This window comes from Sphingobium fuliginis, assembly GCF_004152845.1.
GTDB lineage: Bacteria > Pseudomonadota > Alphaproteobacteria > Sphingomonadales > Sphingomonadaceae > Sphingobium > Sphingobium fuliginis.
Map to the genome: position 1 here is coordinate 664417 of NZ_SEON01000001.1, position 17299 is coordinate 681715.

General features: G+C 57.8%; 18 protein-coding genes. 11 read left to right on the forward strand and 7 right to left on the reverse strand.

The window, feature by feature from the left end:
* The first annotated feature begins 55 nt into the window (after positions 1–55).
* Genes rfbF through EWH10_RS03460 form a run of 10 tightly spaced genes read left to right on the forward strand, consistent with a single transcriptional unit; the run spans position 56 to position 10446 of the window.
* Positions 56–823: a glucose-1-phosphate cytidylyltransferase gene (gene rfbF / locus EWH10_RS03415; RefSeq protein WP_044660256.1), complete on the forward strand. Its 768-nt coding sequence runs from the start codon at positions 56–58 to the stop codon at positions 821–823.
* The gene (gene rfbG, locus EWH10_RS03420) at positions 817–1899 is read left to right on the forward strand and encodes a CDP-glucose 4,6-dehydratase (protein WP_130029839.1); all 1083 of its coding nucleotides are present in this window, start codon (positions 817–819) and stop codon (positions 1897–1899) included. The genes rfbF and rfbG overlap by 7 nt, the downstream gene beginning before the upstream one ends.
* Entirely contained in the window at positions 1890–3263 is a 1374-nt protein-coding gene (gene rfbH, locus EWH10_RS03425) for a lipopolysaccharide biosynthesis protein RfbH (protein ID WP_130029795.1), read from the forward strand. The genes rfbG and rfbH overlap by 10 nt, the downstream gene beginning before the upstream one ends.
* 44 nt (positions 3264–3307) lie before the next feature.
* Positions 3308–4420 (forward strand): N-acetylneuraminate synthase family protein, encoded by a 1113-nt coding sequence (locus tag EWH10_RS03430; RefSeq protein WP_130029796.1) that lies wholly within the window; start codon positions 3308–3310, stop codon positions 4418–4420.
* Position 4421: 1 nt separating this feature from the next.
* Positions 4422–6329, forward strand: coding sequence for a thiamine pyrophosphate-binding protein (locus EWH10_RS03435; protein ID WP_229742357.1), 1908 nt, complete (start codon positions 4422–4424; stop codon positions 6327–6329).
* The gene (locus EWH10_RS03440; protein WP_130029798.1) at positions 6329–7012 is read left to right on the forward strand and encodes an HAD family hydrolase; all 684 of its coding nucleotides are present in this window, start codon (positions 6329–6331) and stop codon (positions 7010–7012) included. Before EWH10_RS03435 ends, EWH10_RS03440 begins: the two co-directional genes overlap by 1 nt.
* Positions 7013–7027: 15 nt before the next feature.
* Positions 7028–7999, forward strand: a complete 972-nt coding sequence (locus tag EWH10_RS03445; RefSeq protein ID WP_130029799.1) for an NAD-dependent epimerase/dehydratase family protein — start codon at positions 7028–7030, stop codon at positions 7997–7999.
* A complete protein-coding gene (locus EWH10_RS03450) occupies positions 7992–8939 on the forward strand; it encodes a glycosyltransferase family 2 protein (RefSeq protein ID WP_130029800.1) in 948 nt (315 codons plus the stop codon). The genes EWH10_RS03445 and EWH10_RS03450 overlap by 8 nt, the downstream gene beginning before the upstream one ends.
* Positions 8940–8942: 3 nt before the next feature.
* Positions 8943–9386 carry a GtrA family protein gene (locus EWH10_RS03455; protein WP_130029801.1) on the forward strand — a complete coding sequence of 148 codons (444 nt, stop codon included), beginning with the start codon at positions 8943–8945 and terminating at the stop codon, positions 9384–9386.
* Positions 9370–10446: an FkbM family methyltransferase gene (locus tag EWH10_RS03460; RefSeq protein WP_130029802.1), complete on the forward strand. Its 1077-nt coding sequence runs from the start codon at positions 9370–9372 to the stop codon at positions 10444–10446. Before EWH10_RS03455 ends, EWH10_RS03460 begins: the two co-directional genes overlap by 17 nt.
* Positions 10447–10489: 43 nt before the next feature.
* Here EWH10_RS03460 and EWH10_RS03465 read toward each other — a convergent pair whose 3' ends face one another.
* From EWH10_RS03465 to EWH10_RS03480, 4 genes are all read right to left on the reverse strand, one after another.
* Positions 10490–11383 (reverse strand): class I SAM-dependent methyltransferase, encoded by an 894-nt coding sequence (locus EWH10_RS03465; RefSeq protein WP_130029803.1) that lies wholly within the window; start codon positions 11381–11383, stop codon positions 10490–10492.
* 280 nt (positions 11384–11663) lie between these two features.
* Positions 11664–11837, reverse strand: a complete 174-nt coding sequence (locus tag EWH10_RS03470; protein ID WP_130029804.1) for a helix-turn-helix domain-containing protein — start codon at positions 11835–11837, stop codon at positions 11664–11666.
* Between the two features lie 108 nt (positions 11838–11945).
* Positions 11946–13868 carry a type IV secretion system DNA-binding domain-containing protein gene (locus tag EWH10_RS03475; RefSeq protein ID WP_130029805.1) on the reverse strand — a complete coding sequence of 641 codons (1923 nt, stop codon included), beginning with the start codon at positions 13866–13868 and terminating at the stop codon, positions 11946–11948.
* Entirely contained in the window at positions 13865–14206 is a 342-nt protein-coding gene (locus tag EWH10_RS03480; protein WP_130029806.1) for a CopG family transcriptional regulator, read from the reverse strand. The genes EWH10_RS03475 and EWH10_RS03480 overlap by 4 nt, the downstream gene beginning before the upstream one ends.
* A gap of 524 nt (positions 14207–14730) precedes the next feature.
* On the opposite strand from EWH10_RS03480, the gene EWH10_RS03485 reads away from it, so the two are divergent.
* Positions 14731–15126: a polyketide cyclase gene (locus EWH10_RS03485; protein WP_130029807.1), complete on the forward strand. Its 396-nt coding sequence runs from the start codon at positions 14731–14733 to the stop codon at positions 15124–15126.
* Here the strand turns inward: EWH10_RS03485 and EWH10_RS03490 are convergent.
* The 3 genes from EWH10_RS03490 to EWH10_RS03500 form a co-directional block, all read right to left on the reverse strand.
* Positions 15123–16037 (reverse strand): HEPN domain-containing protein, encoded by a 915-nt coding sequence (locus tag EWH10_RS03490; RefSeq protein ID WP_130029808.1) that lies wholly within the window; start codon positions 16035–16037, stop codon positions 15123–15125. The two genes, EWH10_RS03485 and EWH10_RS03490, sit on opposite strands and share 4 nt — an antisense overlap.
* 83 nt (positions 16038–16120) lie before the next feature.
* Entirely contained in the window at positions 16121–16339 is a 219-nt protein-coding gene (locus tag EWH10_RS21640) for a sigma factor-like helix-turn-helix DNA-binding protein (RefSeq protein WP_165363311.1), read from the reverse strand.
* Positions 16336–17268: an ArdC family protein gene (locus EWH10_RS03500; RefSeq protein WP_130029810.1), complete on the reverse strand. Its 933-nt coding sequence runs from the start codon at positions 17266–17268 to the stop codon at positions 16336–16338. The genes EWH10_RS21640 and EWH10_RS03500 overlap by 4 nt, the downstream gene beginning before the upstream one ends.
* Between the last annotated feature and the right edge of the window lie 31 nt (positions 17269–17299).

Genomic DNA, 17299 nt, shown 5'->3' on the forward strand with positions numbered 1-17299 from the left:
TGTGGCTAAGAAATAGCGGGGCCGACGCTAACATGACGTCGCTGGGGGTAGGTTGATGCAAGCAGTCATTCTTGCCGGAGGGTTGGGCACTCGGCTGGGCGAGGAAACGTCCATCCGTCCCAAACCGATGGTCGAAATCGGCGGGATGCCGATCATCTGGCACATCATGAAAATCTATTCGGCCGCAGGCGTGACCGACTTTATCGTCTGCCTCGGGTACAAGGGCTATATGATAAAGGAGTATTTCGCGAATTATTTCCTTCATACCGCCGACGTAACCATCGACCTGAAGAAGAACAGTGTCGAGGTCCATCAGAACTGGAGCGAGCCCTGGCGGATCACATTGGTCGACACCGGGGCTGACACACAGACCGGTGGGCGGTTAAAGGGTATAGCCAACCATCTTACTGAGGGGGAGCCTTTCTGCTTCACCTATGGGGATGGTGTCGCCGATATCGATATCTCCAGTCTCGTCGCCTTCCATCGCAGTCATGGGAAGAGAGCGACGATCACTGCGGTCGCGCCCCCGGGCCGCTTTGGAGCCATTGAGTTTGACGGCGAACTGGTGCGCAGTTTCCGCGAAAAACCGGCTGGAGACGGCGGCCTGATCAACGGCGGCTTTTTCGTTGCGGACAGGTCGGTGATCGACCTGATCGACGGCCCCGAAACCATTTGGGAGCAAAAGCCGCTCGAGCATCTTGCGGCGACCGGGGAACTGGTCGCTTATCGTCATGATGGCTTCTGGCATCCGATGGATACGCTTCGCGACAAACTCTATCTGGAATCGCTCTGGGAACAGGGTGCGCCTTGGAAAAGATGGTGACCGCCTCCTTTTGGAACGGTCGGCGCATACTCGTCACCGGCCATACGGGCTTCAAGGGCGGATGGCTTTCGCTTTGGCTGCATCGGTTGGGAGCCCATGTCACGGGTTTGTCGCTGCCACCACCTACCCGACCCAGCTTCTTCGAACAAACGCATCTTCGCGATCTCGTGAACCATGTCGAAGGCGACATTCGCGACATGCATACGGTCTCGAAAGTGGTCGAAGCTGCACGTCCGGAGATCGTGTTTCACCTCGCTGCTCAGCCTCTGGTCCGCTATTCATACGCCAATCCGGTAGAAACCTACGCGACCAACGTTATGGGCACGGTGCATGTACTGGAAGCCTGCCGCACCAGCGATAGCGTCCGGGCCGTAATTTGTGTCACGACAGACAAATGCTATGAGAATCGCGAATGGGTTTGGCCGTATCGCGAAAATGATCCGATGGGCGGCTACGATCCGTACAGCAGCAGCAAGGGAGCTGCGGAACTCGCTATCGCAGCGTATCGGCGCTCTTACCCTGACGGGCCAAAGATTGCCTCTGCACGCGCCGGCAACGTGATCGGCGGCGGCGACTGGGCGGAGGATCGCCTTATCCCGGACATCATCCGCGCACTAGGCGCGGGGGAACGACCGATGATCCGTAATCCTGCCTCGATCCGGCCCTGGCAACATGTCCTGGAGGCATTGTCCGGCTATCTCGCGATCGGAACTCGGCTGATCGAGGGCCGCGACGATATGGCGACAGCCTGGAATTTCGGTCCTTCCGACGATGATGCCCGCCCTGTGAGTTGGATCGTCGAGCGGATGCTTGCCGTTTGGGGTTCGTCAAATGGATGGGACCAACCCTCCACTCCTCAACCGCATGAAGCGGCCATGCTGAAATTGGATTCGAGCAAAGCGCGCAACGAACTAGGCTGGAAGCCGAAACTTAGCCTAAACGAAGCATTAACCAAAATAGTGGATTGGCATAAGGACGTGGCGCGCGGGGGAGATGCCCGCGAAATCAGCCTGCTTCAGATTGAAGAATATATGGCGCGCGGAACTGTGCGGACGAGCGAGGACCAATGGGCGTGAACGATATACCTGGAGCTTCGCAACTGCAGGCCTTGGCCGAACAGTCGGATGAGGCGCAACTGCGCCATCTTATCCTTGATCTCGTTGGGGAATATGCCCGCCGCCACCATGCCCCGCAGACCTTCGTCCCCGGCGAAAGCCCTGTGCCGGTTTCCGGCAAGGTTTATGGTGCGGAAGACATGCAGGCTCTCGTCGACTCGTCGCTGGATTTCTGGCTGACGACCGGCCGCTTCAACGCCGCGTTCGAGGAAAAGCTTGCGGCACGCATCGGTGTCCAGCATGCGCTGACGACCAATTCCGGTTCCTCGGCCAATCTGTTGGCATTGTCATCGCTGTGCTCTCACTATCTCAGGGGAGATGCGCTCAAACCCGGCGACGAGGTGATTACAGTCGCAACCGGTTTTCCGACCACCGTAAACCCGGCACTGCAATATGGGCTGGTTCCGGTATTCGTCGACGTCGATATCCCGACCTATAATATCAAGCCCGACGCGATCGAGGCTGCGGTGTCCGACCGGACCCGCGCCATCATGATCGCCCACACGCTCGGCAATCCCTTCGATCTGGGAGAGGTGATGCGGGTCGCGGAGAAATATGATCTCTGGCTCGTCGAGGATTGCTGCGATGCGCTCGGCGCCACCTATGGCGGGCAGAATGTCGGCACTTTCGGCGACATCGGAACGTTGAGTTTCTATCCCGCCCATCACATCACCATGGGCGAAGGGGGAGCGGTCTTCACGGACAAGCCACGGCTCAAGCGCGTTATCGAATCGATGCGCGATTGGGGACGGGATTGCTGGTGCGCCCCGGGTATGGACAATACATGCGGCAAGCGCTTCTGCCGCAAGCTCGGTGATCTGCCGATGGGCTATGATCATAAATATACCTACAGCCATTGCGGTTATAATCTGAAGATTACCGACATGCAGGCGGCCGTCGGCCTGGCCCAGCTTGACCGCCTTGAGGGTTTCATAACGGCCCGGCGGCGCAATTTCGATTTGCTGACACAGCTTCTGAAGCCTTTCGAAGACGCATTCATCCTGCCGGAAGCCACGCCGGATAGCGAGCCTTCCTGGTTCGGATACCCGATCACCATCCGTCAGAGCGCGCCTTTTACGCGCGATGAGCTGGTGCGACACCTTGATGCGCACCGCGTTGGTACGCGGCTCCTGTTCGGTGGCAATCTCATCCGCCAGCCCTATATGCGCGGGCGCAATTATCGCGTCGTCGGCTCTCTCGACAATGCGAATTTCGTGACCGAAAGCACCTTTTGGATCGGCCTTTATCCCGGACTGGGTGAACTCCACCTGGAATATGTGGCGGAAACCATAGAGGCTTTTTTAAGGAATTATGTTAATAACTAAGCCTTGCGACTGTGACAGCGGCCGCTTGGGGCGGGGGAATTTTCGTGACTGAGTCCATTTTCAGCGACCTGTTCGTACTTGAACTGGCCAATAATCACTGGGGCAAGCTTGAGCGTGGCCTGAAGATCATCCGCGATTTCTCGCGCGTGGTGAAATTCAACAATGTCCACGCCGCGATCAAGCTGCAGTTCCGCGAAGTCGACAATTTTGTCCATCCTGATTTCCGTGACCGGGCCGATATCCGCTATATCAAGAAGACGCTCGATACACAGATGCCATGGGAAAATCTGCGACTGATGGTGGAGACCGTGCGCGACTGTGGCATGGTCACGATGGTCACGCCGTTCGATGAAGTTTCCGTCGATAAGTGCGTCGAGTTCGGCGTGGAAATCCTCAAGATTGCCAGCTCGGACGTTCGCGACAAGACTCTGTTGCAGAAGATGGCGTCGACCGGACTGCCCGTCATCGCCTCGACCGGCGGTGCCAGCCTCGAACATATCGACGAGCTCGTCGCCTTTTTCACCTCGCGCAACATTCCGTTCGCGCTCAATCATTGCGTGTCGCTTTATCCCTCCGAAGACGGCGACCTCGAACTCGATCAGATCGACTTCCTGAAGGCACGCTATCCCGGCATCGTGATCGGATATTCGACCCATGAATATCGCGACTGGTGGGATTCCACTCTGATCGCCTACGGCAAGGGTGCCCGCACCTTCGAGCGTCATATCGACATCGACTATGAAGGCGTGCCCGTCAGCCCCTATTGCACCAAGCCCGAACAGGCCAATATCTGGTTCCGCGCCATGAAGAAGGCGCAGGAAATGTGCGGCGGCGGTTCCGCTGAACGGCGGGCCGTACCGGAGGGCGAGCGCCGTTACCTCGATGCACTGGTGCGGGGCGTTTACGCGAAGCGCGATCTTTCCGCCGGGGAAATACTGACGGCTGATGACGTGTTTTTCGCCGTTCCTCTGCTCAAGGGGCAGCTCTCCACCCGAGAATTTGTCGGGGGCGAGCGCTTGACTGCTCCCATCGTGGCCAATGCCCCGCTTGACGTGCAGAGCTTGGATGCGCCGGCGCTTCGTGATCCGGCGCTGCTATCCCTGATTCTGGATCGCGGGCTCGACACCTCGACCGCGCGCACCGCGATCGCTTCCTGAGATGAACGATATGGGGCGATCAAGCGAATTCGAAGTGCGACAAGAGTCGAGCAACGCGGCCAGTGTCCGAATGCGGCTGGCGGATTATGTGGCTCGTCGCATCGCCGAGCATGGCGTGCGCCATGTCTTCATGCTGACCGGGGGCGGCGCCATGCATCTCAACGACGCGCTCGGTCGCGCCGAAGGGTTGCATTATGTCTGTTGCCATCATGAGCAGGCGGCGGCCATGGCCGCTGAAAGCTATGCTCGCCTTTCTGGGCGGATGGCGGCGGTCAATGTGACCACTGGGCCCGGCGGCATCAATGCGCTGAACGGCGTCCATGGCGCCTATACCGATTCCATTCCTATGATCGTGCTGTCAGGACAGGTGAAACGGGAAACGCTGCGGCATAACGCCACGGTCCTCGTGCGCCAGCTGGGCGATCAGGAGGCTGATATCACCGACATGGTGAAGTCCATCACCAAATTCGCGGTCACGGTTTCAAGCCCCCTCGACATCCGCTACCTGCTGGAAAAGGCGCTTTGGCTTGCCCAGAGCGGTCGCCCCGGCCCGGTATGGCTCGACATTCCCATTGATATTCAATCGGCGCTGATTGATCCGGCACAGTTGCGCGGTTTTGATCCCGTGGCGGAAGGCTATGGGCACAAATTTGCCGTTCCTGGTGAATATGGCTGGCTAACGGGCGCCGATCTGGATCGTGCCGCACAGCAGGTCATTTCCGCCATTCGCGAGGCACGTCGACCGGTCTTGATGCCGGGCACCGGCATTCGCATCGCCGGCGTGTACGAACCCTTCCTTGAACTGGCCGACAAACTGGGTATCGCCATCGCTCCGGCTTGGAATGCCCAGGATCTCGTTTCTGACGATCACCCGCTCTATGTCGGACGACCCGGAACCGTCGGTGACCGATCCGGCAACTTCGCTGTCCAATGCAGCGATCTGCTGCTGGTTCTGGGCTGCCGCCTCAATATCCGCCAGATCAGTTACAACTATGCCGGCTTCGCCCCGGACGCGAAGAAGATCATGGTCGATGTCGATGCGCCCGAACTGTTCAAGCCGACCATATCGATCGACATGCCCATTCATGCCGATCTGCGGACCTTCGTCCCCGCCATGATCAAGGCGCTTGACGGATATGAGGCGCCTTCCGCCCATCGCACCTATGTCGACTGGGCCATGGAAAGACGGCAGCGCTATCCCGCCGTTCTCCCTGAATATTGGCAGACGCAAGGGGTCGTAAATCCCTATTGCTTCACGGAACGCTTGTTCGAAGCGCTTGAGCCGGACGAAGTCATTGTAATGGCTGATGCCACCGCCGCGGTCGTCACAGTGCAGGCGGCTAAGCTCAAAAAGGGTCAGCGCCTTTATTCTAATTCAGGCGCGGCCTCGATGGGCTATGATTTGCCCGCCACAATCGGTGCCTGGCATGCGATGCCTCCCACCGCGAAGCGGGTTGTCTGCCTTGCCGGCGACGGAAGCATCATGCAGAATTTGCAGGAATTGCAGACGATCATCGGTCAAGGCATCCCGGCCAAGATTTTTCTCTACAACAATTCCGGCTATCACTCGATCCGGCAAACGCAGCAGGCATATTTCGACGGTCACTCCGTCGGCTGCGGCCCTGATTCAGGGGTTACCTTCCCTGATTTCGGCAAAGTGGCGCAGGCCTTTGGCTTTGCCTACACACGAACGTCCGAGCATGAAGACATGGTGCGTGCCATCACTGACACCCTTGCGGCGCCCGGTGCGGCAATCTGCGAAATCTTTATCGACAAAGGTCAGAATTTCGCTCCGAAGGTTTCGTCGCGACGCCTTGAGGACGGCAGCATGGTCACTGCGCCGCTTCACGATCTCGCACCCTTTCTTCCTCGGGACGAACTGGTCGAAGCCATGCGAGTGCCCGAATAATGAGCCCTGTACAGAACATCATATTTGACCTCGACGGCACGCTCATCGACAGCGCGCCCGTTTTCGTGGAAATTCTGAACGAAATGCTGCACGAGCGTGGCAGCGCCCGCCATGTGGGACTTACCGAAATCCGGCAATTCGCAAGCCTGGGCGGACCGGCACTTGTCGGCGGGGTACTCGCCCAGGAATGTGGTGATCTCCGGCAGGAGGTCGTCGATTTTCGCGCGCGCTACGCGCTGTACAAGACTCCGTTTGAATCCTTGTATGAAGGGGTCGCTGAGGGCGTAAAACAGCTCACGGCTCATGGATATAGGCTAGCTATCTGCTCCAACAAGCCGCAGCAGCTTTGCGAAAAGGTCATAGGCGATCTGGAGCTGACCTCGCATTTTCCCGTCATCGTCGGCAGTTCTCCTGATCGAATGGCCAAGCCGGCGCCCGATTTGATGGAACTTGTCATGTCCGGGTTGGGCACAACGCCAGCGGAATGCCTCTATGTCGGCGACAGCGAGATCGATCATGCACTGGCCAGGGCGACAGGTGTGCGATTCGCCTTCGTCACCTACGGATATGCAACCGATCAGTTCGGTGCTGACCAATGCGAGCAGTTCAGTCGGTTTTCCGATCTTGTCCAGTTCTTGAAGGAAGAACGGGAACCTTTGCATCCCGCGCGTGGGGTTGCCTAGAAAGGCGGCGCCAAGATGACCTTCACCGCCCATATAGCGGCAGCTTTGCGGCAAAGCGAGCATCGCATTGTCATGACCGGTGCCAGTGGATGGCTCGGCCGCGCTACATTGGACCTGTTACAAAATGCGCTTGGCGATGCGTTTGCGGAGCGGGTGTTTTGTTTCGGATCGCGGCAGGCTGAACTGCGCCTGTCCGAAACGCAACTGATCATGCAGCGGCCGTTGGCTGATCTCATTAAGCTGCCCTACCAGCCGACATATCTGCTTCATTTCGCCTTTCTTACGAAAGATCGCGCCGAAACGATGCAGGAGGCCTATTATTGCGCTGCCAATCGCGCCATCCGGCAGTCGATTCTTGATGCTCTTGATCCCATCGGCGTGGAGGCAGCGTTCATCGCTTCCTCCGGCGCCGCGCAATTTGCAGATGACATGCTCGCCAAGCCCGCGATGCGGCTGTACGGCATGCTGAAGCGGGAGGATGAAGATGCGTTCGCAGCCTGGGCTGAAAGTCAGGACAAAAGCTTGGTGATCGCGCGGATTTTCAATCTGTCTGGCCCGCACATCAACAAGCTGTCAAGCTACGCGCTGTCATCTTTCATCCTCGACGCTCTTTCGGGAGGACCGGTGATCGTCCAGGCCCGTCATGATGTACGGCGCGGCTATGTTGCGATACGCGAATTGATGTCGCTCGCATTCGCGTTGCTACTCGAGTTGCGGCATGAAGTGCTCCGGTTCGATAGCGGAGGGGACGACATTGAACTGGGCGAGCTTGCCTCTACAATTGCGTCCCGGATGGACTGCTCCGTCGAACGCCCCAGCCGAGGCGGCGGTCCCGCAGATGTCTATCTCGGCGATGACCGAAACTACCGGCGCCTCCTTGACCAGCACCGCATAGATCGCGTGTCGCTCGTCGAACAAATCAATGAAACGGCGGCCTTTTTGAAACGTGCGTCCACTCCGGGCGCTTCACAGGATTCCTATGCTTAGCCCCTCCGCAACGCCTGAAATCTCGGTTGTCATTCCCTGCCTCAATGAGGAGGAGAATGCTGCGGCGATCGCGAATGCCGTGACCAAGCAATTGGAACACCTTACCGACAGCTTCGAAATCATTTTCATCGACAATGGTTCAACAGACGGAACAGCAGCTATTGTCCGGAACCTGTGTGCGCGTGACGCACGCATTCGATTAATCATCAACACGCGAAATTTCGGCCAGTTGCGTTCCCCAGCACATGCGCTGTTCCAAGCGAGGGGACGAGGAATTATCGGCATTGCCGCCGATTTTCAGGATCCTCCCGAACTCATCCCCGACCTCGTTCAACGTTGGCGCGCGGGGACAGATATTGTGCTGGGCGTCAGCGAGACGAAAAAAACCTCTCCTCTCTACTCGAGCTTGCGCAAATTATCCTATGATCTGCAACGCAAGTTCGGCGACTATCCGATCATCCCCAATGCCACGGGCTTTGGTATTTATGATGCCAAAGTAATCCGCACTATCGGAGAGCTAAACGAGCCAGAACCGTTTGTTCGCGGGTTACTCGTAGAAACCGGATATACCATCGACACGGTGGCGTTCAAACGGCCCGATCGCGCCGCTGGCCGTTCGAAAAATGGCTTCTTTGCTCTCCTCGACTTCGCGCTATCAGCCCTTGCTTACTCCTCAAAGGGTCTGCTTCGTGCGCCACTTTATTTCAGCTTTATCGCCTTTGCGGCAACCATTATCAGCATGCTGGGCGCGGCATGGTCGATCGCTTGGGCTCAAAACCCTAGAATGTGGATGTTTGCCGCACTGCTGGAATTTCAATTTGGGCTGTTATTCCTCTTCTTAGGCATACTCGGCGTGCAGGTTCGCCTGATCTCTGACCGGACTCGGGGAATGCCACTGGTGATTGAACGGGAACGCGTTAACTTCGCGCCTGAGGACTGACGCATGGCGCCACTTTCTTCATCACGGCTAAGGGTTTGGCGTTATTATAAAGTCGGTGTCATTAACACGCTGTTTGGTTACGGCGTTTATGCGCTACTGCTGTCGATAGGCCTAAACATGTATGCTGCCCAGATCATAGGGCACATTATTGGGGTCTTCTTCAATTATTTCACCTATAGTCGGCACGTTTTTCAAGATGCGGCCGCATCGAAGCTCCGTTTCATAATCTCTTACATACTGAATTATGCTATTGGTCTCGTTTTCCTTGCAATTTGTGCAATCATCTTGCCTTCACCTTATCTCGCAGGATTGTTGGCGCTGGTGATCACCTCGATCATCAATTTCCTTGTTTTGCGGAGATATGTATTCGCGTCCGGCCCACATGCAGTGCCGTTACCACGGCCAGCGGTAGTCAGTGAGAATATTGACCATGCCTCCTTTCGATAGCCCCCGCGACGCGGACCGCCTCATCGTTTACGGCCTGGGAACCGTAGGGCAGGCCATCGTCGATGATCTGCTAGCCGAGGGTATCAACATCGAACTCATCCTTGATCGCGGAAAAGGTGGGGAGAGCTACCGGAACATTCCGATCCTGGCGATCGAGGACGCTGGCGATGACCGCCTTACTGGCAAAACAGTCCTTGTCGGACTCCACAATCATTATGTCGACATCAACCTATTGCATGCCAACCTCCTTGCAGCAGGCGCGGCCCGGATACTGACCCCTATAAATTTACCGGAGTTGGCCCCGCAAGCCCGGACACAACCGGGCTACTGGCTTGATCCAGGCTTCAGCTATGCGGCGCACCAATGCGAATTTGCGCGCATACGTAACCTGCTTGCCGACGAGATCAGTCGAAGCCTTTTCGACGCCATCCTGGCTTATCGCCAGAGCGGGAATATCGCGGAATGCCCCGTGCCCAGCCTAGAGGATGAATATACCCCGATCGGCCTGCCCCGCTTTGCGGAACCATTGCGGATCATTGACTGCGGCGCCTTTACTGGCGTTGCCATCCACAAATTCCTCAAGGCGGGATATGAAATAGCGAGTTTCGTCGCATTCGAGCCGGATCCCGCCAATTTCGCAATATTGGCTTCGCGCAATTTTCCAGTTGATCGAAGGATTTGCCTACCGCTCGGGACCTGGTCAACGACGCGGCAATTGAGCTTCGCGAGCAATGGATCAATGGCCAGCCACTTAAGCGATGCTGGCGACACAACCATTCAATGCGTTGCTATAGATGATATCCTTCATGGAGAGCAAATAAATCTAATCAAAATGGATGTTGAAGGCGCGGAAGTAGAAACTCTCAAAGGAATGCGGAATATCATCGAACGGCAGAATCCTCACCTACTCATTTCCGCCTATCACACCCCGGAGCACCTTTACGAGATTGCCGACCTAATTAATTCTTGGAACTTGCGATATAAATTTCATCTCAGGGTGCACGAATACAATACTTTTGGAACGGTTATTTATGCGTTTCCTGACGATGGAATGGGCTAATCATCCGACCTGATACGCCCCATTTATTCACAGGCAACAGCAATTACGCCAGCCGACATGCCACTTGCAGGATATGCACTTCAGATCCGGCGACTTCGGTTACAAGTTTATTCCTTTTCAAAATGTCAAATCCGCAATTTTCCAACAGAGCATCCATGGATGATTGCGAATAAAAATTCACATGTTCATGCCAGTGTCGTTTTTTATTTTCTTTATTTTCCATGCCGGTACGCATCACTTCTTCATAAGGAACCTCGATGTAAAGGACAGATTCTTTATCCATTGCTTCGCGAACTATGCGCAAGACATCCGATGGATAGGGAATATGCTCGAGAATTTGTGCACAAACTATCAAGCGATATTTTGATGATGTCGCCTCTTCGCGAGTGACAACCCTCGCATCTCCCTCGACCGCCTTGCCGCTTATATCGAATATGTCCAAACTAACGCGCCGCTTCTCGAAGGGCGTGTTCGCTCCGGTGTCACCGCCCCAGTCCAAGATGGTCAACGGATCTTTGACGAAGGCCGATAGAAAATCCTCTATGTAACCTTTGTAGGTAATAGATTGGGACAATCTATTATTCCGCTCACGATAGCCAGGCTCGTAATAATCTCGCAAACTCACATAGGCTTCTTCACGGTAACCCGAATAGATGGAATTCATCTCTTCGTCTGAAAATCTAATGTCGCAGAAAAGGTGCCCGCACCTACGGCACCTTAGCGTCTTACATATTGAATAGGCATTTCCATTTTGGATCGTTTTCAATCCCCAGCTATCGTCGATGATAACAGGCCTCCATCCAAATGCCCGATCGGCAACGAAAGGCATCAAGATAGCAGGCGAAGCGGCCAAGTCTTCTGATCCGCAGCACACACAGAAAGAAGCCAGCCGCTGAGGTGCAAATGTCGCACGCGCTAACTCATTCTTGAATTCCATTTTCAGCCCCCGAGCTCGATCTTTGTCGCATATAGTAACGACCTTAGCAAAATATTGCGAAGCGGCAGGCCACTACCCTGCATGCGATTTAGCTATGAGGACATGTGGCCACAATTTTGCATTTCAGCAAGACTTCAGCCCTTTCCGGCGCGCGGCGGTAAAACGCTCGGGCGGCTTCAAGAAAAGCTACGAGCATCGCCGGTAGAAAAGCCGCGACAGGCTACTCGCTCTCATAGTCTGTTGAATCGGTTGAAGCGAGCTACCCGCTTGCCTTTCCCTCTCACCTCCGATTTCGCTCCAGCAACCGATGCAGACTGGCGACCGGAATGAGCGTGGCCGAACCGATCTTGACCACATCGATCGCCCCTTGCCGGATCAGCTCATAGAGCTTTGACCGCCCGATCCCGGTCATCCTGACTGCGGTCCCAATGCGGACGCTGATCGGCGCGATCATATGATCCTCTGGAGCTTGAGGCTCCTCTAAAGGCAATGATCTGGGCTCGACAAAATTCCGTGTGACACGACGCATGAGAAATTCCTTTTGATAGCGATAGGGTGAAAATCAGGCCGGATTGGCGGGTCCGAATGGCCCATTGGGCCGACTCTGCTGCCAGATGGCACCGCCGTCTGCGCCGCTTCGTGGCCCGATCAAGCTTATGTCCGCGTGACGATGGCGGCCGTTGGTTGCATTGGGACTGTCGGCATCGTCTGGAGCGTTGGCAGCGGTTGGATCGATGGTTTCCGACGCTATCGGATCAAGCCGAACCGTCGGCTCCGTCCGATCGACATAGGCGGGCTGATCCGCCTTTGCGGGATGATAGCGGTCGGTGAACCGGATCACCGGAAGGTCACGCCCGAACCGCAGATAGCCGGTCAGATTGGGCAGGTTGACAATCTCGGTCGGCAAGACCAGCGGCCGCGTAACCTGTGTCCGCGAGAGGCTGACCCCGTCGCGCATGTCATTGACGCCATAGGACATGCCCTCATTGGCTTCGACCTGCTCGACCTGCCCCAGATTGCTGGAAATATGCCGCGCGGTGGGTTCGTCATTAGCCCGCAGCGCAACCCAGGTGGAGCAATAGCCGGTCAGCGCCGCCGCCTCCTGCCGACCATAGGTCGCCTCAAGCTGGGGATAGGATTGGAACCCCAGGATGCCGCAGCCACCATATTTGCGGGCACGGGCCAGGAAATCCGAAAGCGACGGCAAGCGTTGCAGCGAAGGCAGCTCGTCGATGACGCAGTAGAGCCGCCGTTGCTGGTCAGGCGTCATGCTCATGATCGCGTTGATGGCGATGTCGAGCCACATGGTGATCAGCGGGCGCAAGGTCGGCAGCTGATCGGCTTTGACGGTGATGAACAGCCAGCCATCATCCTCCTCATTAGTCACCCACCGGCGGATGGAGAGACCAGCTCTCGTGTCGTCAAGATAACGAAAGCCGCGCAGGACGGAGGCGAGTTCGGCCTGGATACCAGCCGACGTCCTCTCCCCTTCCTGCGATATGAAAGCGGCGCCGTCGGAACCCTCCACAAATTCGGCCAGGCTCTTGAGCCCCGAACGGGTGATGACGTCGAGCATCACCGAAATCAGCATCCGGTTCTGCTCCTTCAAGCCGCGCATGACCGCGACCAGCGTGCCGCGCGCCGACTTCGCCCAGAAAGGATCCTTGCCGCTGTCGGGCACGACCGATTCCGCGATCTGGTCGTAATGATAGTCGATAGGGGCATCCATCCAGGGCGCCCATTGCGACGATCGACTATCGAAGGGATTGAGGATGATGTCCTTGCCCGGGCGGAAGAAGCGTTCGACGAAGCTGCCCGCCGTGTCATAGACGATCGCGCGCTTGCCCTCCTTGCGGATACCCTCAAGCATGACGTGGAGGATGTTGGTCTTCCCCGTTCCGGGGGCGCCGCTCAGCAGCAGATGCTCCGGCTCATAGGCGGCCGGAATCTGGATGCCGCCGACCTTGAGGCAACCCTTGGGTAGCCGCCGCAAGCGCCGCCGCAACTCTCGCGCCTTGGCGAAGCTCGCCCCACGCAGGAACTGATTGGAGCCGATATGCCGACCGGACTTGGTGAAATAATACCAGACGGACAGCATGATACCGAACGCGATGAGCGCGGCGCCGCTGCCGTAGAAGATGAGATATTCCTGTCCCTCGGCCAGCGCCTTTCGGGCGGCGTTCGACTGGAGGATCGCATCGGCCCGGGTCCAGTAGCGAAAGCCACCTGGCGTCATGAACTGGATGGCGCTCGATGGACTGCCCACCACATAGACCTGAAACCAGGCCTCTCCGATCCGCTTCAGCAGATATTGCGTATAGGCCGGCACCCATTCCAGAAGCGCCCAGCCAGTGAGCATGATCCAGACGATCAGACAGGCGATGCCGGTCTGACGGATGACCTGCATCGTCATCCGCAGATTGTGAACGATGGCCTGACCGCCGCGGGTCATGGAGCCCAATGTGTCGTTGCGGAAGATGCTCATTGTCCATCCTCCTCGCCGCGGAAGCCGCCGCGCCCGACATCAGACAGCGGGTCTTCGGAAGGGTCGAGCAGCCCCCGGTCGCGCATCAGCAGGCGGGCGTTGGCCGTCCCCCGCGCGAGCAATTGCGGCGACCGGTCGGCGACCATTTCCGCGACCAGGGCGTAGGTCTGGATCGCGATGCCCATCAGTTCATCCTGGCCGGTGTAGCCGCCGCGACCGATGGCGACATCCTCGATCAGGGGACGGACGAGAGCGGAGATGGAAAGATTGGCGGTAGCGGCACGGCGCTTGAGGCGGCGGTGCAGCTCTCCTTCAAGTTGGATGGTGATCACGGGCATGTCAGTTCCTTTGTTCAGGTGCGGCCGCCACGGATGGATGGAGATATCAGCGCGCCGATGCGCATGAACAGAGGGGAGGCAATGAAGTGCGCATTGGGCATTTCATTGCCCATTGCGCACTATATTGCGCATGCTCGATAAGCCGGCCCACGCTCATCTAAGCCAGCTGGGAACGGGCCGCTTTCTGTCTCGGCCAATAACCCTATTCGCCCGATTTTATCGTTTATGAACAATGACCTATGCCCATGAATGACGCGCCGGCCGAATAAGATTATTCGGATTTTGTGATCCGCCGAATAAGCTTATTCGGCTATATCTAATTGAAATTTATCAATAAATCGACGCAGCACCCGTGCGTAAGGTGCATTACACTCGGCCTTGGCCGTGCGTCGGATACTTCGCAGCGCCCCGCCGCTGCGCCCGCATTTGAATTTCGATGGGCGGACCATCCGGCCTGTCGGTGACAGCGCCGCCCAACGGCGCTACCCGCTATCGATAATCGAACCAGAAAGAGGACCGGCGCCATGCTGCCGGCGCGCACCTATAGCATATCGATCAACCGCGACTGGCAGGCGCTCTACGAAGCGATCTGGCGACCGGAGCTCTTCCCCAAATGGGCATCGGGGCTCGCTGAATCCGACCTGCGGCAGGAAGGTGGGAAGTGGCTCGCCGATGGTCCAGAGGGGCCGATCTCGATCCGCTTCACGCCACATAACGGCTATGGCGTGATGGATCATTTCGTCGACACCGGGGATGGCAAGGAAATCCATGTCCCCCTTCGCGTCATCCAGAATGGCAACGGGGCTGAGGTGATGCTGACGCTGTTTCGTCAGCCCGGCATGGATGATGAGATGTTCGCGCGAGATGCCAAGTGGATCACCCGCGACCTGCGGGCGCTCAAGAATTTCGTCACCGGCTAGAGGGCAGCCTCAAGGGCGGCGATCTTCTCGCTACAGACGATATGGACGACGCGGCCCAGCTCCTCGACCTGGGTGCCGAGCCAGGCCAGCTCTTCCTCGCTGATGGTGTAATGTTTGGAATAGCGCGCCTTCACATAGGCGTCCTTCAGCTTTTCGAACATTGCCCGTTCTGCCCGCGTGGCACGCGGCCAGACGTTGAACAGACGGAAATCGAGACGCTCGGCTTGGGTGCGGAGGAAGCCCAGATTGTGGACGTGAGGGGTATGAAAGGTCGTTACCAATAGCACCGCGTGATACAGCCGTTCGGCGGCCTGATGATATAGGAAGGCGGCAAGTTTCTTGTCGCCGTCTCGCACAGCATAACCGGCGTTCCGCTGAAATCCTCCGGCCGATGGCATCCACTCCTCAAAATATTCTTTCGCCATCGCCAGCGCTTGCGCTGGCGTTTTCGGCCTCGGCTTGTGGAGTTCGCTGGCGTCGGCTTGGTAGAGCGCGATCCCCTCGCCGGCGACGTCCATGAAGAAATAGCGGCCATGCGCCAGCCCATCATTCACCTCCTGCAAGGTGTGGACGATGAAGTTCACCGGCGTCTTGAGCGTCTGGGTAATGGCCAGTTCGCGCATCAGCCGCTCGTCGGTCTTCTCCCAATATTGGACCCGGTCGGTGAGTTCCTTCTGGTTGACGATGATGAGCAAGTCATAGTCGGACTTGTAGCCCTTGGCGGTGTGCGGCTCGTCGACCCATCCGCCCCGCGCATAGCTGCCGTAGAGGATGATCTTGTGGATGCGGCCCGCCTTGCGCTTGCCGGTCGCCAGATTGTTGGCGTCCCCGAACTCCTCGAAGATGATCTGCACCACGCGCTCCAGTTCGCGCTGCTTGGAGGCTGGCAGATGGTCGAGGTCGGTGCGCATCGTCCCCCTCCTAGCCAAAGAGCGCCCGTCCACCAAATGAAGATGAACGGGCGCGGCCGGGAGACTGTCGCCAAAATGGCGGTTCATGGGAAAGGCCCGTCTATCTCCCGCACCAGATGCTTGAGCGCGGTGGCGAAGTGCCGCTCCACCGCGCCCACATCCTCCCCGATGCGGAAGGCGATCTGCTCATAGTTCAGGCAATCGAGGCTATGCAGCAGGAAGACGATCCGGGGGATGGCGGGAAGCCCTGCCAGCGCGGCGCGGTAGCGCTGCCGCTCGGCGGAATGGGGATCGTGGGTCATGCCGCTTCCTCCTGCTGCTCTTCCGTCTCGTGATTTTCCTCTGCCCGGAAAGCCAGCAGATAGTCGGCCGCCTTGCTGGCCTGACTGGCGGCGCGAAAGATCGCCTTGCTGTCCTCGCGCAGGACGGACAGCCATGCGCCCAGATAGTCGGCATGGCGCACGGTCGGCACGATGCCCAATTCCGCGCACAGGAAGGCGCTGGCCATTTCGGCCACCAGTTCCTCCCGCGCATAGGCGGGACTGCCAAAGCCGGTATCGGGCAGACGATTGAGGCGCGAGCGATGCCCGGTCCAGTGCCCCAACTCATGGAGCGCTGTGCGATACCAGTTGATCGGCTCATGGAAATGTTCGGGCCGGGGCACGCGGATAAAGTCATCCTGCGGGGCGTAATAGGCTTCCCCGCCGCCGATCCGTATGTCCGCCCCCGTCGCCTCGATCAGCGTTTGCGCAACGGGAAGGGTCAGCGCCTCATTCCATGTCGTGACGGCGGCCATGGCTCGGTCGCCCAATCCATCGCACTGGTCGATGTTGAACACGGTGAAGCGCTTCAGGAAAGCAATCTGTCGCGGCTCGCCATCCGGCCCGGTCGGTGCGTTGTCGCCCTCCTTGGGCGTGAACCGATCCGCATAGCAAACAGTGGTCCCCCGTTCCCCCTTGCGGACATTGCCGCCCATGGCCTGCGCCTGGGCGTAGGTCAGCCAGCGCTGCGACCCGTACCCCTCCTCGAACAGGCGGCTCCACAAGATCAGCACATTAATCCCCGAGTAACGCCTGCCGGTCCCGGCGTTGCGGGGAAGCCCCAATGCCGCCCTGCCATCATCCCATGGCCGCACCCATGGCAAAGTGCCTTCCTCGATCTGGGCGATGATCCGATCCGTCACCTCACTATAGAGAGTAGCGCCGGTCCGTCCCTTATCCTGATACCCCATTTCCTTCCTCCTTCCCGCATCGCACCGGCCG

Bases quoted from the DNA above. Each gene is read 5' to 3' on its own strand.
- rfbF (WP_044660256.1), top strand. From the start codon at position 56: ATGCAAGCAGTCATTCTTGCCGGAGGGTTGGGCACTCGGCTGGGCGAG.
- rfbG (WP_130029839.1), top strand. From the start codon at position 817: ATGGTGACCGCCTCCTTTTGGAACGGTCGGCGCATACTCGTCACCGGC.
- rfbH (WP_130029795.1), top strand. From the start codon at position 1,890: ATGGGCGTGAACGATATACCTGGAGCTTCGCAACTGCAGGCCTTGGCC.
- EWH10_RS03435 (WP_229742357.1), top strand. From the start codon at position 4,422: ATGAACGATATGGGGCGATCAAGCGAATTCGAAGTGCGACAAGAGTCG.
- EWH10_RS03440 (WP_130029798.1), top strand. From the start codon at position 6,329: ATGAGCCCTGTACAGAACATCATATTTGACCTCGACGGCACGCTCATC.
- EWH10_RS03445 (WP_130029799.1), top strand. From the start codon at position 7,028: ATGACCTTCACCGCCCATATAGCGGCAGCTTTGCGGCAAAGCGAGCAT.
- EWH10_RS03450 (WP_130029800.1), top strand. From the start codon at position 7,992: ATGCTTAGCCCCTCCGCAACGCCTGAAATCTCGGTTGTCATTCCCTGC.
- EWH10_RS03455 (WP_130029801.1), top strand. From the start codon at position 8,943: ATGGCGCCACTTTCTTCATCACGGCTAAGGGTTTGGCGTTATTATAAA.
- EWH10_RS03460 (WP_130029802.1), top strand. From the start codon at position 9,370: ATGCCTCCTTTCGATAGCCCCCGCGACGCGGACCGCCTCATCGTTTAC.
- EWH10_RS03465 (WP_130029803.1), bottom strand. From the start codon at position 11,383: ATGGAATTCAAGAATGAGTTAGCGCGTGCGACATTTGCACCTCAGCGG.
- EWH10_RS03470 (WP_130029804.1), bottom strand. From the start codon at position 11,837: ATGATCGCGCCGATCAGCGTCCGCATTGGGACCGCAGTCAGGATGACC.
- EWH10_RS03475 (WP_130029805.1), bottom strand. From the start codon at position 13,868: ATGAGCATCTTCCGCAACGACACATTGGGCTCCATGACCCGCGGCGGT.
- EWH10_RS03480 (WP_130029806.1), bottom strand. From the start codon at position 14,206: ATGCCCGTGATCACCATCCAACTTGAAGGAGAGCTGCACCGCCGCCTC.
- EWH10_RS03485 (WP_130029807.1), top strand. From the start codon at position 14,731: ATGCTGCCGGCGCGCACCTATAGCATATCGATCAACCGCGACTGGCAG.
- EWH10_RS03490 (WP_130029808.1), bottom strand. From the start codon at position 16,037: ATGCGCACCGACCTCGACCATCTGCCAGCCTCCAAGCAGCGCGAACTG.
- EWH10_RS21640 (WP_165363311.1), bottom strand. From the start codon at position 16,339: ATGACCCACGATCCCCATTCCGCCGAGCGGCAGCGCTACCGCGCCGCG.
- EWH10_RS03500 (WP_130029810.1), bottom strand. From the start codon at position 17,268: ATGGGGTATCAGGATAAGGGACGGACCGGCGCTACTCTCTATAGTGAG.